Here is a 16,041-nt window from a genome sequence, read left to right on the forward strand (position 1 = left end):
CAGTAACCGGTAAACAGCTACGCTTCGTAATGGAGAAACTTATGTTCGATAAAATAAAAGATCTGATGGAAATGAAGAAAAAGATGGACGAGATCAAGAAGGAACTTGACGGCATGACGCTTGAGAGCGAGGATAATCTGGTGAAAGTCACTATTACCGCCTCACAGGAAATAAAAGCGGTGTCCATAAAGCCGGAACTCGCCGGAACCGACAAAGCAAAACTGGAGGCCTCGCTGGTGGAAACGGTCAACAGGGCGGTGCGCCAGTCGCAGAAAACCGCAGCGCAGAAAATGAGCGCACTAACCGGCCTCGGCCTGCCTGGCCTTGGCTGAAAAGGCGTAAAGGGCGTCAGGCTGGAGGCTGAGGGCTGAAGGTAAGGAAGCGGAAAATTTATGTCTTTGTCCTTTAATCGCTGTTTACTATTCGCTATTCGCTGATCGCTATTATCTATCTACTATGCACGAATGGGCTTTAGCTGAATCGGTCGTTAAAACCGCCGCTGAACACTCCAAAAATGAAAAGTTGAAAAAACTTTCCGAGGTCGGCGTCGTTTTCGGGGAACTGCAGGCCATTGACCAGGAAATATTTTCCTTCGCTTTAAAAGAACTTGTTAAGAATAATGACAAAATTTCAGCCTGTAAATTCAAGGTTATAAACGAGCCGGCGGCCTTTAAATGCAAAGTTTGCGGCAAAGAGTTCTCGCTTAAATCCCTGAAAAAAACCGATGTGGAAGCGGAATACATACATTTTATCCCGGAAATGGCCCACACCTTCCTTAAATGTCCTAAATGTGCCAGCCCCGATTTTGAAATTACCGCGGGGCGGGGCGTTTATATTAAGTACCTTAAGGGCTTGCAGTGAAATAATATGAACATTTGGCTGAGTCGATTTTGGAGCGAGCCGAAGCGGCGTGAAGTGACGCGTACTATATGTACGTTAACGGAACGCCGCAAAGGCATAGCCCATAAGCGGCCAGCCCCCTGGGGGAGGCCCATCTTTGAACCGGCTACCGCGTTGCTCCTCAGTCACATAGACACCGCTATGCTCCCTCGTCGCGCCTTGTATCCGGTCCAAATCTGGGCCTCCAAATGCTCCTATTATTCCATTGCAAGCCCTAGGGGCGAAAAATGATCCTTGACCCTCGGCCTTCCGTTATAGACGAGCGCCTGAAAAAAGTCAAGCGTGTTATAGCCGTTACAGGGTGGAAAGGCGGTATAGGCAAAAGCGTAACCGCGGCCGTTCTGGCTCTGATACTCGGCAAAAAAGGGCATAGGACCGGTCTGTTGGACCTTGACTTCGCCGGGGCTTCGGCACATGTCGTTCTGGGCACGGACGGCATTTTTCCAAAAGAGGAAAAAGGGCTTGAGCCGCCGCTTATAGCGGGAGTCAGGTTCATGTCGGTTTCGTTCTTCTCTAAAAGGAAAGCCGTGCCGCTGCGCGGAGCCAATATTTCGGACGCCATCATAGAGTTGCTTGCCATCACCCAGTGGGGGGAACTGGATTTCCTGATAATAGATATGCCGCCGGGCATAAACGACGCGGCGCTGGATATCATACGGCTTATCCCCAGAACCGAGGTGCTGGCTGTCACCACCCCGTCGGTAATGGCGCACTCGGTGCTTGCGCGTTCGCTGGAATTATATGAACGGCTTAAAGTTCCGACGCTCGGCGTGATCGAAAATATGCGCCAGGGTTCCGGAAAACCCGCTGGTCCCGCCGGGAGCATACGGCTGGATCCGAAATTGGAAGCGGCTCTCGGCTCTCCGGAAAAACTACTGAAAACAGCTTTCGCCTCCGACCTCGAAAAGATCTCCCGCGCTATCCTTTAGCCAAATTGCGGATACCCGTTTTTTTAGGACAGACCAGGACCAATGGACCTAATTTTATCTGGGCCTTATGCTTTTTTCGGGTTGGGCCTTTTGGCTCTTATGGTGGGGAACGGTTTTTTTGTTTACTGATAGTGTGAGGGGTTATATCGTGCGGCACCGATATACTAAATAAAGGAGAATGTAATGAAACGAAGAGTATTCGCGGAAGCGGGCGTTTTAGCGCTGATGGTACTTTTGATCGGCTGCGATGAGATTAAATTCCACGGTATGCTGAACGTCCATGAAATAATGACATTCGCAAAATCGGACGGGAACGTAGTTGTGAACCCGGGCCAGTTCCAGACAAAAGTTACGTTGGGACTGGTTAACCAGCAGAAGCAGATAAAGATGGAAGTGGCCAATGCCTCAAAACCGACAGTTATTGAATTAAACTTCGACAAAAATATTCAAACCAACGACCATTTCGTGCTCACGGCGGCCCAGCTTAATCAGAATTTTGATTTAGCGGGTGACATCGTGACAAAAGTAACTCAAACTCCGGAGCAGTCCGGAACGGAATCCTGCACGTATCAGACGCAGGAAATGGTTTGCCGCGGGGTGGAAACGATTAAAAGCGCTGACTCCGATTCCCAGGCTTTGCGCGACCTGACAACGGCTGCCGATGAACTGGGCCTGAAAAACGGTCCCTATCCCGGCCCGTATCCCGGTCCCTATCCCGGCCCCATTTGTCATCAGCAATGGGTCACCAGGCCCGGTTACCAGTACGTGCGTTTCTACTATGAGACGACCACAAAGGATATCACGGCTAAATTCGTGCAGGGTGATAAAAATCTTGCCGACTATCAGGGACAGGCTTCCGATACTCAAAAGGTATACACATACCAGGACATGTGCCATTAACATCAACGCGTTACAGCGGCAGAAGTAAAAAAAGCCGGGCTCTCTTATGAGGGCCCGGCTTTTATCTGTTTGGGATTATTGAACGCGGGGAAAAAAGCGGGAATTTTTTTACAAAGAGGGGTGTTTTAGGTAAAATATAAATATGCTGATAGATTTAGACGCCGTAGAAGCTCGTGTGCTGGGTTCGCTGGTAGAGAAATCGCTTACCACCCGGGAACAGTACCCGCTCACTTTCAATGCTTTGCTCAATGCCTGCAATCAGAAGACCAGCCGGGAGCCAGTTATGGCTCTGGATACGGACACGCTGGGCAAAGCCGTAAAGACGCTTATAGAAAAAGGCCTGGTGGAGCGCCTGCAGGCCCCGGGCGACCGCGTTCCAAAATTCCGGCATGACATTTATAAGCTGCTGAACGCGACAGACTCAAAACTGATCGGCGCTATAACTGTGCTGCTGTTGCGCGGCCCGCAGACGCCCGGCGAAATAAAAGGGCGCACGGACCGGCTTTGTGAGTTCGAAAGCACCGCGGAAGTTGAAGGGCTTTTGCGGGAGCTGTGCGCGAGGACCGAGGACCCCTTAGTGGCCCGCCTTCCCCGCCAGCCGGGACAAAAAGAAACACGCTACCGGCACCTTTTCTCAGGCGGAGTTCCCGCCGCCACCGCCGTGCAGGCCGAACCGCCCGCCGGGGCTTCCGCTCCGGCGGACCGCCTGTCCCAATTGGAAAAACGGGTGGAAGTATTGGAAGCCCTGGTGAAAACCCACGAAGAGCGCCTCGCTAACCCGAATCCTGCAGTCGGATAGTGTTTCCATACACCGTGAGGGGGAAAATTCAACTAAATTTTTCGGGCTAAACCTGATCAAACAACACAGAAAAAAGGCAGGAGCCTTTTTTTTATTCGGCGATAATATTCTACAAGACCGTTAGAATCGAGTGGATACCGGAAGTTGCGGTGCGGCTTACCAGCGGCTGCTTATCAGATATCTGTTTGCTTATGACGGGGGAGGGTGAAGCGGAAAATGCTTCCCTTCCCTTTTTCGCTTTCCACCCAGATGCGCCCGCCCTGCCCTTCTACAAGCGTCTTACAGATATGCAGGCCCAGGCCCAATCCTCTCGTGCCTTTTCTTGCAATATTCGCGGTCTGGTAAAGCCGGTCAAAAATCTTCTCAAAGTCCGCTTTTTCTACCCCCTGGCCCGTATCAGAAACAGAAACCTCCACCATATCCGGAGTGTCCGGCGCGTTCCGCATGGCCAGTTTCACCCGGCCGCCCGGAGGCGTGAACTTGAAAGCGTTATCTATAAGGTTGCCTATAACCTGCCGTACCCTTACGGGGTCCGTGTTTACAGGCGGAAGGCCGGCCGGCGTCTCAAGCTCAAAGCGCAGGCCTTTGTTCTTCGCGGAAGGCGTCAGAGCGGTAACCATGTCGGCGGACAGCGCGGCTAAGTCCGTCTTTTCCGGTTGTATGGAAAGTTTGCCCGTTTCGGAGCGGGTAACTTCCAGAAGGTCCTCCACCATGCGGTTCAGGTTACGCGCACAATCCAAAGAGTTGTTCAGTATTCTGGACTGTTCGGCGTTAAGTGTTTTGCCTATTTCATCCTGCAGGTAGCTCAGGGCCAGCATCTGGTTGGTAATGGGCTGGCGCAGCTCGTGATTTATGTGATGTGTAACCTCGGTCCGCATTTGCTCCAGTTTTTTCTGCGGGGTTATATCGATATACTTCCACATATGCCCCACAAAACGCCCGTCCTCAGTGTAGATAGGCACGTAATCCTGCGACAAGACCCGGTTATCCTTTAAAAAAAGTTCGGCGCCGAGCGTAAGCTTGCGGCTTTCTGTCTTTTCCCGCAATCCGGCCATAAAAGCTTCAGGGTCCTGCATAAGCGCCTTGCTCTGCTCCGCAGACGCATAGCGGTCGGAGCCTATCAGTGTCGTCGGCGGGACGGAAATAGAAAACATCTCGCAGAATTTGCGGTTTGCGAACATGATCCGGTGTTCGGGGGTTTCCGCCAACAGGCCGGCCTGCATGTTTTCCATCAGGGTAATCAGCTTGGCTGTTGTTTCTTTAAGTTCCGTTTCTATGCGTTTCCGCTCGGTGATGTCCCGCGATATTCCAAGAAGGAACCTCGGCTCCCGGTTTTTACCGAGTATCGGTATTTTTTTCGTATGAAGTGTCAGCAGGCCGCGCTTTGTATCTATCGGCTCTTCGGGTATTTCGTGCAATTGTCCGCTCTTTAGTACTTCTCTATCTTTTTGGATGAAGAAGTCCGCCTGCTCCTTGGGGAAGAAATCGTAATCGTTCTTGCCGATAAGGGCTTCCCGTGTATATCCCAGGAGTTCTTCTCCGGCCTTATTGAATCGGGCAAACCTCAACGTCTCGGCATCTTTGACAAAAATCATATCCGGGATGTTTTCGATGATCTGTGAGAGGAATTCCTCGTTCTCAATTAGTATTTTTTGCGCGGCCTGCTCCCGGAGGCGGAGAATATAGTAAAACAATCCGTAAAGCAGGCCCGCCGCCAGCAGTATCAGCGCCAGCTGCATATATTCCTTGTCTTTTACAGGGGCAAGTATTGTATCCTGGTCGATCTTGGTTATAACCGCCCAGTTTGAGTTTTCAATATGGGTTATGGCGCTGAAAACTTTCACGCCCCTGTAATCTGTGCCCTCAAAAAAGCCCGAGTAGTTTTCTTGAATGGCTTTTGCGGCCGGCAGGTTCTTATCTGAAAGCGGAAGCTTTAATTTAAGGGCCGCGCTTTTGCGGTAGTCGAGCTCGTTTAAGAAAAGAACATCTTTTCCTTCCTTTCGGACCAGCATCGTTTCAGCGGTCGTGAAAAACAAGGGCGACGCTTTCAGCATGGGATAAAACTCAGTTTCCGGGTCTATATTTATAAGCAGCACGCACAAGGGTTTTCCGCCGGTCCTTCCCCAGGCGGAAACGGGGATAACCATTGCCATGCCCGGCCGGCCGTTCGCGGCCAGGGAAAGGTCGGTAAGCAGCACTCTCGCTGTTACTGAAACATTCGCGATGCCCCTTGTAAAGTGTTTTTCAGTTCCGGCGGCGTAACCGGGAGTTGCCATAATGACGTCCCCCTGCGGGGACAGGAAGGCCAGCGAGGCGTAACGGTGGGCTATCAACTGTCCTTCAAGCCAGGCGTTCAGCTGAGCGCGTTTTGAGCCGGGTTTTGCTATTTCTTCTGAAACTGCCCCGCTTAAGAGAGGATTGACTCTGAGCCGTGCGGCTTCCCGGATATGATCTTCGCGCCAGTGGGCTATCTGCGCGGCTTTGTCAGTGTTTATGGTTATAAGACTTCTGCTTATTTCTTCAGTCGCCGCCATTTTGCTCCGTCCGGAGATAAAAAACCAAAGACCCAGCGCCGCCGCCAGCATAAGCAGCAAAATGTTTGTGTTTGTGACTAAAAAATGACTCCCGGAAGAGGACCGTACGGTTGTGTTTTTAATGGAAGGATTCCCGCTTCTGTCCATCGGCCCATCCGGCTTTTTCCCCGGTTCTTCCGGTTTTTGTTCAGTCATGATTTTTTCTGTAAAACATGCGTCTATATCCGGTACGGCGTTCCTGACGGCTTATTTCCGCATGCGGTTTTAAACGCGCCTGAAAGAATAAAACGGTCGTTAACTGAATCCCTCGCTGCTCCAAGGCTGAAGGCGTCCGAGCGCCTGTCTCTGATGTTATGATATCAAAAAAAACGGGCACAGTTAAACGCGCTTACGACGCGCGAAGGCCCGGGCGCAATATTATGTACAATTTACCAGCATGAAGAATATATTCAACACCTTACTGTGCTGTTCCTTGTTTGGGGTCTGCGGCTGGGCCGGAAGCGTTCAAAATATCGTGAAAACGGGGATGTCAGCGCCGGCCCGCGCCCCGCTTTATAAAGACCCCCGGTTTTCGCCTGAAAAACGGGCCCGCGACCTGCTTGGCCGTATGACCGTGGAGGAAAAATTCGGCCAGCTACAGCAGCTGGACGGAAATTACGACGGACCCTACCGCAAAGAACACCTTGAGCTCGCGCGCAAAGGGCAGCTCGGCTCCACTCTGAACGTGCGTTTCGCGAAGAACGTCAACGAACTGCAGAAAGAGGCCGTGGAAAACTCCCGTCTGGGCATTCCGATACTGTTCGGTTTCGACGTTATACACGGTTTCAGGACCATTTTTCCCATACCTCTGGGCGAAGCCGCGCAATGGGACCCGCAAATGGCGGAAAAGTCGGCCGCCGTCGCCGCCGCCGAGGCTTACGCTTCGGGGCTTAAATGGACTTTCGCGCCGATGGCGGATATAGCAAGGGACCCGCGCTGGGGCCGTATAGCGGAAGGCTCAGGTGAAGACCCGTATCTCGGTTCCGCGCTCGCGGCGGCCCGGGTGCGCGGCTTTCAGGGCGCGGATTTCGGCGCCCCCGGCAAAATAATGGCCTGCGCCAAGCACTGGGTCGGCTACGGGGCCGCCGAGGCCGGGCGGGATTATAACTACACCGATATTTCCGAATCAAGTCTGCGCAACATCTATTACCCGCCTTTTAAGGCCGCCGTGGACGCGGGGGCGGCCACGTTCATGAGCGCGTTCAACGACCTGAACGGCGTTCCGGCCAGCGCCAACCGGAGTACAATAGGTGGGGTGCTGCGGGGGGAATGGAAATTCAGGGGATTCGTGGTCAGCGATTACAACTCCGTGCAGGAACTGATAGCGCACGGTCTGGCTTCCGACGAGGAAGACGCGGCCGTAAAAGCGCTGTCGTCAGGCGTGGACATGGAAATGGTCAGCACGCTTTACCGCGGTAAAGGCCCAGCCGCCCTGTCAGCCGGTAAAATTTCAGCCAAAACACTGAATGCTTCGGTCCGGCGGGTGCTGGAAGCAAAATTCCGCGCGGGGATATTTGAAAACCCATATATCGCGCCGGAACTGGAAACAAGAAGCTTCAGGACGCCGGAAAACCTGGAACTGGCAAAAGCGGCGGCGCTTGAATCGCTGGTGCTGCTTAAGAATGTCGGCGGACTGCTGCCGCTGGACCCCGCCACACGTAAAGTCGTGGTTATCGGGGCGCTGGCCGGAAGCAGGCTTGATATGCTGGGTTCCTGGTCCGGGGACGGAAGGGCGGAGGATGCGGTTACGCTTCTGGAGGCGGTAAAAGAAAATGTTTCCTCAGGGACGATAGTGGCGTATTCCACAAGCTGCCCGGTGACCGGCTGGACGGACGAGGAAATGGACAAGGCCGTCGCAGTCTCGTCCGACTCCGATGTTATAATAGCCGCGGCCGGCGAAACGGCGGATATGAGCGGCGAAGCCGCCTCGCGCTCCTCCATTGCTCTGCCGGGCCGCCAACTGGAACTGCTGGACCGTCTTAAAAAGACCGGCAAACCGGTGGTTGTCGTGCTGTTCAACGGCAGGCCGCTTGAACTGGGCCGCCTTGACGCCGATATTCCGGCAATACTGGAAGCTTGGTATCCGGGCACGGAAGGCGCGCGGGCCGTAGCGCGGGTCCTTTTCGGAAAGGGAAATCCCGGCGGAAAACTGCCGGTGACGTTCCCGCGTTCCATAGGCCAGGTGCCTATTTACTATAACCACCGCAGTCCGGGCCGCCCCGCCGCAGCGTCGGACAAATATACCTCCAAATATCTGGATTCGCCCGTTGAGCCCCTGTATCCTTTCGGCTACGGGCTGAGCTACAGCTCTTTTACGCTTTCCGCCCTGTCCGTATCGCCAGCCAGGATAAAGCCGGATGGAAGCGTTAAAGCGCGGGTTTCCGTGGAGAATATTTCTTCAAAGACGGGCGACGAAGTGGTCCAGCTTTATATCCGCGACGCGGCCGGTTCCGAAACAAGGCCCGTGCGCGAATTGAAAGGTTTTAAACGGGTGACGCTCGCCCCCGGAGAGAAAAAAATGCTTGAATTTGAACTCGGGCCGAAAGAGCTCGGGTATTATTACGCCGGCGGCTTTGCCGTAGAGCCGGGTGTTTTCAGCGTTTACGCGGCAACCTCCTCGGTCGGCGGGCTGGAATCTTCGTTCGAGGTAAACGATAAATGAGACAGATATTTCTGCTGTTTTTTTCCGGTACGCTGCTGATAACGGCCGCGCGCGCGGAGGTTAACCCGGATTCGCGGAGCGGCGCTCCGGGATATGCCCTTGCGGATCTGGACGCCTTAATTGCCATAGGTCCCGATACGGAGCCTGCGCAAGTCCCGCCCTTTTGGCTCCAAAGCAGATCCAAAAAAGCGGGGCAAGCATTAATGCTCATAACGCCGGATCCAAAACCCGCCGATGATGCCGCCGCTGAGAACGGCGTTTTCATAGAGGATCTGTCCCGGCGCTCTTTCCGCTATTTTCTTGATAACTCCGACGCAAATACCGGCCTCGTGCCGGACCGGGCCCGTGCCGACGGTTCGCCGCTTGATCCGGGGCACCGCAACATCGCCAGCCTGGCTTCCACCGGTTTCGGCCTTTCGGCTTTATGCGTTGGTGCCGGCCGCGGCTGGCTCTCTTCCGACGCCGCCGCCTCCCGCGCGCGGAAGACGCTTGAGTTTTTAGCTGAAAAGGCCGTGCAGCAGCACGGCTGGTTCTATCACTGGATGGATTCACGCAGCGGCAGCAGGGCCTGGAACAGCGAGATATCCTCCATAGACACCGCGCTGTTTCTGGCGGGAGCGCTGAGCGCGAAACAATGCTTTTCCGCCTATCCCGATATCGGCCTTCTGGCTGATAAAATATACCGGCGCGTGGATTTCCAGTGGATGCTCGCCGGAGATAAAAATATCCTTTCCCACGGCTGGACTCCCGAGAACGGATTTCTCTCCTCCAGGTGGGACACCCATAGCGAAATGATGCTCCTTTATCTGCTGGGTATCGGCTCGCCGGCCTTTCCGCTGCCGGCCTCTTCATGGAACGCCTGGAAACGCCCGGTAGTGAATTACGGGGATTATTCCTATATAAGCGGCGCCGAGCCGCTTTTTATACACCAATACACCCAGGCCTGGGTGGATTTCAGGGGGAAAGCGGACGGGGGAACGGACTGGTTTAAAAATTCGGTCCTTGCCACGGAAGCCAACCGCCGTATGTGCGTTGACTTGTCGGCCAAGTTCCCCGGTTACGGCCCCGATATGTGGGGGATAACCGCTTCCGACGGGGCTTCCGGTTACAAAGCCTGGGGCGGTCCTCCGGTCACGCCCGATATAGACGGAACGGTGGTCCCGTGCGCGGCCGGCGGCTCACTGATGCTTACGCCGGATATAGCGCTTAGCGCGCTTAAGCGGATGAAACTCCTTTATAACGGACGTCTTTACGGCATTTACGGCTTTGTGGACTCCTTCAACCCTTCCACCGGCTGGGTAGACAAGGATGTGATAGGCATAGACACCGGCATCACTCTGCTCAGTGCCGAGAACCTGCGCAGCGGCTCGGTCTGGAAATGGTTCATGGCAAACAAAGAGATTTCAGCGGCGCTGGACAAAGCCGGCGTAAAATAAAAAATGCTATCATAGACAAACACGCAGAGGAACCCGGTGCGATTCCGGGGCTGCCCCGCAACGGTAATACCGAAAGGTTAAGCCCGGTCTACTGCTAAAGCGCCCAAACGGGCGTTTATTCCGAGGGGAAAACCGCTTAAGTCCTTTTTCCCCTGGAAAAAGGACTTTTTTATTTGAAGAGATTCCACGGATTCGGTAGCGATTGCACAGATTGAAGAAAATATGGAAAAACAAAAATCGCAAAATAAAAATATCCTGTCTCTTTGCGCCTTTGTGCCTTTGTGCCTTTGTGCCTTCTCCTCGCCCGCGCAGGCAAGGCGGGTCGTATCTCTAATGCCCTCCTATACCGAGATAATATTCGCTCTCGGCGCGGGAAGCGAGCTGGTCGGAGTGACAAATTTCTGCGACAGACCGCCTGAAGCCGCAAAAATTGAAAAAGTAGGCGATTATTTGCGCCCCAACGCGGAGAAAATTTATTCCTTAAAGCCGGATGTGGTTTTTACCGGACGCTGGAAAGGTTCGGGGCTAGCCGCCAAACTTTCGGCCTTGGGGCTTAAAATGGTCGAGATCCCGCCGGAAGCAAAGGTGGCGGATATCGCGCGCAGCGCGCGCATAATAGCCGCGGCTCTCGGGCGGAAAAAAGAGGGGGAAAAGCTGGCTTCCCGTTTTTTAGCCGGGCCCAAAAAAGCTTCAGCAGACAAGACCCGCACTTTTTCCGAAGGGGCCAAGGCGCGGGGCAAGCCCGTGTCCGTTTACCTGGAAGCCGATGAAGGGCTTTGGACAGTGGGCGGTCTTTCTTTTCTTTCCGACGCCGTTGAACGCGCCGGAGGGAAAAATATTTTTTCGGCTGAAAAAAAAGATTATTTCCAGACTTCCTGGGAGGAAATAGTAACGCGGGATCCCGACGCTATCGTGCTTCTCTCATCGTCAAAAGAAGAGTTCCTCAAAAGGCCGATGGCCGCGGGCCTGAAAGCCGCGCGCGGCGGCCGGATCATAACCTCTTTGGACCGCAATGCTTTTACCCGGCCCGCGCCGGGCATCCTTGGTGAAATTGAAAAGTTAAAGACCCTTCTGCGGCTTAAGGATTTAAGACATGATAATTGAAGATTCAAGATTCCGGAATTGAAGATTGTCTTCTAATCTTGAATCTTAAATCCTGAATCTTGGATTTTTTTTATGACTTCCACTAAACTATTCTGGCTTTTAATCATTCTGGCCGCGGCTTGCGCAGTCTCGCTGATTTTAGGCCCTGCGGGCCTTTCCATACCGTCTATTATCCTTGACATACGGCTGCCGCGCACCGCCGCCGCCGTAATCGTAGGCGCGGGACTGGGGCTCTCGGGCGCTATTTTCCAGAGTCTGCTTAAAAACCCGCTGAGCGACCCTTACATTCTGGGCACTTCCTCCGGCGCAACGGCGGCCGCGGTGCTTTGCCTCTCGCTGGGAGTGGAGCGCAGCACGCTTATTTTTTACGCTATGGTTTTCGCGGGGGCTTTTTCCGCCACTTTTATTTCTTACGGCGTGGCGCGTTCCGCCCGCAATCTCTCGGAGGCGGGGCTGGTGCTTTCAGGCATCGTGGTCGGTTCATTTATAACCGCACTTGTCATGCTGTTTTTGAGCCTTTCAAAAGAACGCTCTTTTTCCATGCTTTACTTTGTTATGGGAGGGATTTACTCGGCAGAGCCGGGGCTGCTCGCCATTTCAGCGCTTATAGTCCTGGGCGTGTTTCTTGTGTCTTTTTTTTCCTGGCGGCGGCTGGATCTGTTTTCGCTGGGCGAAGAAAAAGCCTATCATCTGGGCGCGTCACCGGCGCAGGCGCGGCTGTTTTTTTTCGCGCTTGCGAGCGCCGCCACCGCGGGCGCGGTGGCAATAGGCGGCACCATAGGTTTTGTGGGGTTAATGGCTCCGCATATAGTCCGCCTGGCTTTCGGCGCCTCGAACAGAACACTCCTGCCTGCATCGGCGCTTGGCGGAGCGGTTTTCCTCTCCATAGCCGACACCATCGGACGCACGGTTGCCGCTCCCTCTGAAATACCCTCAGGCGTTATTACCGCCCTTATAGGCGCGCCGTTCTTTTTATGGCTTTTATGTAAAAATTCAAGGGGGCGCGCATGAGAACACTTCTTAAAACCGAAGGCCTTGTGTTCTCCTACGGCAGGGAGCCGCTTATAAAAGACCTTTCCTTCGAAATTTTGAAAGGGGATCTGCTGTGGGTGCTGGGCCCTAACGGCGCCGGAAAATCCACGCTTATAAAACTGCTTACCGGTTATTTAAAACCCGCTTCCGGCTCCATAAGGCTTGAGGGGCGGGAACTGGGTCTTATTCCGGTCACCGAATTGGCTAAAACGCTTGCCTATGTGCCAAGCGAAATTCACCTGCCTTATGAATTTTCAGTTCTCGAAACGGTGCTGCTTGGCCGGGCTCCCCACGCGGGCTGGTGGCGCGATTATTCAAAAGAGGACAGGGCCGCCGCCTCCTCGGCCCTTGAGGAAACTGGTGTGGCCGCTTTTTCAGCCAGACCGGTTAATTCTCTCTCAAGCGGGGAAAGGCAGCTCGTTTTTATCGCCCAGGCGCTGGCCCAGAACCCGAAACTGCTGTTTTTAGACGAGCCCACCTCGCATCTGGATGTTAAATATACTGTGGAAATACTGGCGCTGCTTAAAAAACTGGCTGTTGAAAGACGTCTTGGCGTCTGTCTTGTTTCGCACGATATTTCACTTGCCGCCGCTTCCGCCTCCCGCCTGCTGATTCTGAAGAAAGGAGGGGGAAACCTGTTTGGAAAACCTGAAAATCTGCTTAAATCGTCTATTCTTGCCGGTATTTACGCGCTTAAAGAAGAAAGCGTCCGCCTTTTTCTGGGAGCCGCGGCAGAAAGACCGCCATACGCTCGAAGCCATACGCCATAGGCAGAAAGGCTGCCATAAGCAGAAAAATCGCCCTACGCTTTAAGCCATACGCCATAGGCTTGTAAGGAAACTCCCCTAAAAAGCATATGGCTTAAGGCATACGGCATAGGGTGCGGCTGGAACAGCCGCAGGGCATATGGCTTAAGGCAGAGAATGGGCCTTTTGGCCTGGTTTTTTGGGGTCCATTGGCACTTGACGTCAGTTCTTTTTACCATTTGCCTTCCGGTTGCCGAATTTGCTATAGTCTTTATAGTCAAAGGTCAATGGGGGACTTTGAACCTTTTTGCGTCCATTGCGGTACTATGCCGCCAAACCCCTTCCAGCCATACTGCATCCGGCTGGTCCGCTCTGGGCGGAAGCTGTAACGACACGGAATTAAGACCATCTTAAGGAGAAACGATAATGACCTCATCCGGTCAGATAAATAAGGATAATATTAGCCCGGGTTCTGATTATAAATCGCTACCTGAGGGTTACGGCAGCACCGAAGCCGTATTGCTTCCCAGGGACCCTAACTGGATGTTTATTTACTGGGAAATAACCGCCAATGCCAAAGCCGAAGTCTGCAAGAAACACGGCGCGGACATCTTCCAGAAATCCAAACAGATAATCAGGGTTTACGATGTTACCGCCACCGGTTCCGTAGACGGGGGCGACCAGAAATATTTTGACATCCCGATCATGGTGGACGCTAAGAACTGGTATATCAATGTCCAGGAAAGCGGCAGGACTTATTGCTGCGAAGTCGGTCTGGTTACCCCGGACGGCCGTTTTATAGGGCTGGTGCGCACTAATCCGGTTAAATTGCCCGGTGGAATGGTGTCCGATGTCACCGATGAAAAGTGGATGTCGGTTTCCTCCGACTTTGAAAAGCTGCTGCAGCTTTCCGGAGTGGAATACATCGGCAAAGGTTCGGGTGAAGTGGCCAAATCTCTTGCCCAGCGTTGGGAAATGCTGCGCGCCGTGTTTTCACGCGCGTCCTCCTGGGGCGTCAGCTCGCTGTCTTCCCACGCCCTCGGCAAACAGCCTTCCGTCAATAAGAATTTCTGGCTGGTGGCCGATTGCGAACTTATCCTTTACGGGGCCACCGAGCCGGACGCCTGCGTAACGGTCTCGGGCCGCAAAGTAAAATTAAACACGGACGGCACTTTCTCCATGCGTTTTGCCCTGCCGGACGGCAGCATGGGCCTGCCCATAAAAGCTGTTTCAAACGATGAAAGCGATACGAGGGAAATAGAGATCAAAGTTTCAAGAACCACCCACACCGATGGCAAATAACGAAAAAGGCTACCTGGCTTTAGTGCTTCACGCCCATCTTCCTTTCATACGACATCCCGAGTATGAGGATTTCCTTGAAGAAGACTGGTTTTATGAGGCCATGTGCGAAACTTATCTGCCGCTTTTGGACATTTATGAACGTCTGACGCGGGAAAACGTCGATTTCCGCATTACCATGTCGCTTACGCCGCCTTTATGCAATATGATGGCGGACCCTCTTCTAAGCAAGCGTTTCCAGCGCTATTACAACCAGCGCCTGGAACTTTCCGAAAAGGAAGTCGTGCGTACGCGCAATACGCAATTTTACGACGTAGCCAGGATGTACGAGCGCAAATTCAAGCGCATCAAGGAACTTTACGAGGATTACTATCATTGCAATATACTTGAGGGATTTAAGAAATTCCAGGACATGGGCAGGCTTGAGGTTATAACCTGCGGCGCCACCCACGGCTTTCTGCCGCTTGAGGTGCGCAAGGAAGCTGTTTACGCCCAGGTAAAAATTGCCTCCGATGATTATCGCAGGCATTTCGGGCGGGGGCCCCGCGGTATCTGGCTTGCCGAATGCGCCTATAATCCCGGCGACGACGTGTATCTGAAAGCCAACGGCATAAGGTTTTTCTTTCTTGAAACGCACGGCATAATTTACGGCAGCCCCCGGCCCCGCTACGGAGTGTACGCCCCGGTTTACTGTCCGTCCGGCGTAGCCGCTTTCGGCCGCGACATGGAATCGGCCCAGCAGGTATGGAGCGCGGAAACGGGCTACCCGGGCGACCACCGCTACAGGGAGTTCTACCGCGACCTGGGCTATGATATGGAGTATGAATACATAAAGCCCTATCTGCACTCTGACGGGGTGCGGCGCAACATAAGTATGAAGTATCACCGCATTACCGGCCGCGTGGGCTTGAACGAAAAGGCGCCCTATAATCCCCAGGAAGCGCGCGAAGTAGCCGCTTCACACGCGGGTAACTTCATGTTCAACCGCGAGCGCCAGATAGAGCACCTGAACGGTTTCCTGGGCCGCAAACCGATAGTCGTGTCCATGTACGACGCGGAGCTTTACGGCCATTGGTGGTACGAGGGTACGGATTTCATAGAATTTTTCCTTAAAAAGATCCACTACGACCAGCAGACTGTCAAGCTTGTAACCCCCAGCGAGTACCTGGGCATTTACCCCGACAACCAGATGGTGCAGCCCTCCATGTCAACATGGGGGGATAAGGGCTATAACGAAGTGTGGCTTAACGGCACCAACGACTGGATGTACCGGCACCTGCACAAGGCTGTGGAGCGCATGGTGGAAATGGCCAACCGTTTTGAGTCGCCCGACGGCCCGCTTAAGCGGGCGCTGAACCAGTGCGCGCGGGAAGTGGCGCTGGGGATGTCTTCGGACTGGGCGTTTTTAATGACGGTGGGGACGGCTAAAACCTACTCCACCAAGCGGTTCGTTGAGCATACCCACCGCTTTATCGCCCTTTACGAGCAGATAATGGGGAACCGCATTGACGAAGGCTACCTGAAGGACATAGAATGGCGGGACAATATTTTCCCCGCCATAGACTACAGAGTGTTTTCCACGGCCGAAGCCGATAAAGCGGCCAAGAGTTGATCTTCGGCGAACGCAAAAATCCCGCGGCTTTTAATAAGCCGCGGGATTT

General features: G+C 53.6%; 13 protein-coding genes and 1 riboswitch. Of the genes, 12 read left to right on the plus strand and 1 reads right to left on the minus strand.

Annotated elements, in window-relative coordinates; genetic code table 11:
• Positions 1 to 41 precede the first annotated feature (41 nt).
• From NTX59_10800 to NTX59_10820, 5 genes are all read left to right on the plus strand, one after another.
• Positions 42 to 332, plus strand: a complete 291-nt coding sequence (locus NTX59_10800) for a YbaB/EbfC family nucleoid-associated protein (GenBank protein ID MCX5786163.1) — start codon at positions 42 to 44, stop codon at positions 330 to 332.
• Between the two features lie 124 nt (positions 333 to 456).
• Complete coding sequence (gene hypA / locus NTX59_10805) at positions 457 to 861, plus strand: hydrogenase nickel incorporation protein HypA (GenBank protein MCX5786164.1); 405 nt, start codon at positions 457 to 459, stop codon at positions 859 to 861.
• A 266-nt stretch (positions 862 to 1,127) separates the two neighbouring features.
• Positions 1,128 to 1,829 carry a P-loop NTPase gene (locus NTX59_10810; GenBank protein ID MCX5786165.1) on the plus strand — a complete coding sequence of 234 codons (702 nt, stop codon included), beginning with the start codon at positions 1,128 to 1,130 and terminating at the stop codon, positions 1,827 to 1,829.
• 183 nt (positions 1,830 to 2,012) lie between these two features.
• Complete coding sequence (locus NTX59_10815) at positions 2,013 to 2,729, plus strand: hypothetical protein (protein MCX5786166.1); 717 nt, start codon at positions 2,013 to 2,015, stop codon at positions 2,727 to 2,729.
• 142 nt (positions 2,730 to 2,871) lie between these two features.
• Positions 2,872 to 3,528 carry a YceH family protein gene (locus tag NTX59_10820; protein MCX5786167.1) on the plus strand — a complete coding sequence of 219 codons (657 nt, stop codon included), beginning with the start codon at positions 2,872 to 2,874 and terminating at the stop codon, positions 3,526 to 3,528.
• Between the two features lie 173 nt (positions 3,529 to 3,701).
• On the opposite strand, the gene NTX59_10825 is transcribed toward NTX59_10820, so the two are convergent.
• The gene (locus NTX59_10825) at positions 3,702 to 6,257 is read right to left on the minus strand and encodes an ATP-binding protein (GenBank protein ID MCX5786168.1); all 2,556 of its coding nucleotides are present in this window, start codon (positions 6,255 to 6,257) and stop codon (positions 3,702 to 3,704) included.
• 319 nt (positions 6,258 to 6,576) lie between these two features.
• Here NTX59_10825 and NTX59_10830 point away from each other — a divergent pair, with 319 nt between their 5' ends.
• The 7 genes from NTX59_10830 to NTX59_10860 all read left to right on the plus strand — a co-directional run bounded on the left by NTX59_10830 (position 6,577) and on the right by NTX59_10860 (position 15,992).
• A complete protein-coding gene (locus tag NTX59_10830) occupies positions 6,577 to 8,763 on the plus strand; it encodes a glycoside hydrolase family 3 C-terminal domain-containing protein (protein ID MCX5786169.1) in 2,187 nt (728 codons plus the stop codon).
• On the plus strand, positions 8,760 to 10,199 hold the full coding sequence (locus NTX59_10835; protein ID MCX5786170.1) for a hypothetical protein: 1,440 nt from the start codon (positions 8,760 to 8,762) through the stop codon (positions 10,197 to 10,199). The genes NTX59_10830 and NTX59_10835 overlap by 4 nt, the downstream gene beginning before the upstream one ends.
• Before the next feature lie 32 nt (positions 10,200 to 10,231).
• Positions 10,232 to 10,286, plus strand: a riboswitch (cobalamin riboswitch).
• A gap of 135 nt (positions 10,287 to 10,421) precedes the next feature.
• Positions 10,422 to 11,303 carry a helical backbone metal receptor gene (locus NTX59_10840; GenBank protein MCX5786171.1) on the plus strand — a complete coding sequence of 294 codons (882 nt, stop codon included), beginning with the start codon at positions 10,422 to 10,424 and terminating at the stop codon, positions 11,301 to 11,303.
• A gap of 72 nt (positions 11,304 to 11,375) precedes the next feature.
• Positions 11,376 to 12,314, plus strand: coding sequence for an iron ABC transporter permease (locus NTX59_10845; GenBank protein ID MCX5786172.1), 939 nt, complete (start codon positions 11,376 to 11,378; stop codon positions 12,312 to 12,314).
• On the plus strand, positions 12,311 to 13,105 hold the full coding sequence (locus NTX59_10850) for an ABC transporter ATP-binding protein (GenBank protein ID MCX5786173.1): 795 nt from the start codon (positions 12,311 to 12,313) through the stop codon (positions 13,103 to 13,105). The genes NTX59_10845 and NTX59_10850 overlap by 4 nt, the downstream gene beginning before the upstream one ends.
• Before the next feature lie 402 nt (positions 13,106 to 13,507).
• On the plus strand, positions 13,508 to 14,383 hold the full coding sequence (locus NTX59_10855) for a DUF4912 domain-containing protein (protein ID MCX5786174.1): 876 nt from the start codon (positions 13,508 to 13,510) through the stop codon (positions 14,381 to 14,383).
• Positions 14,373 to 15,992 carry a DUF1957 domain-containing protein gene (locus tag NTX59_10860; GenBank protein ID MCX5786175.1) on the plus strand — a complete coding sequence of 540 codons (1,620 nt, stop codon included), beginning with the start codon at positions 14,373 to 14,375 and terminating at the stop codon, positions 15,990 to 15,992. Before NTX59_10855 ends, NTX59_10860 begins: the two co-directional genes overlap by 11 nt.
• Positions 15,993 to 16,041: the final 49 nt, after the last annotated feature.

This window comes from Elusimicrobiota bacterium (genome assembly GCA_026388155.1).
Taxonomy (GTDB): domain Bacteria; phylum Elusimicrobiota; class Elusimicrobia; order Elusimicrobiales; family UBA9959; genus UBA9634.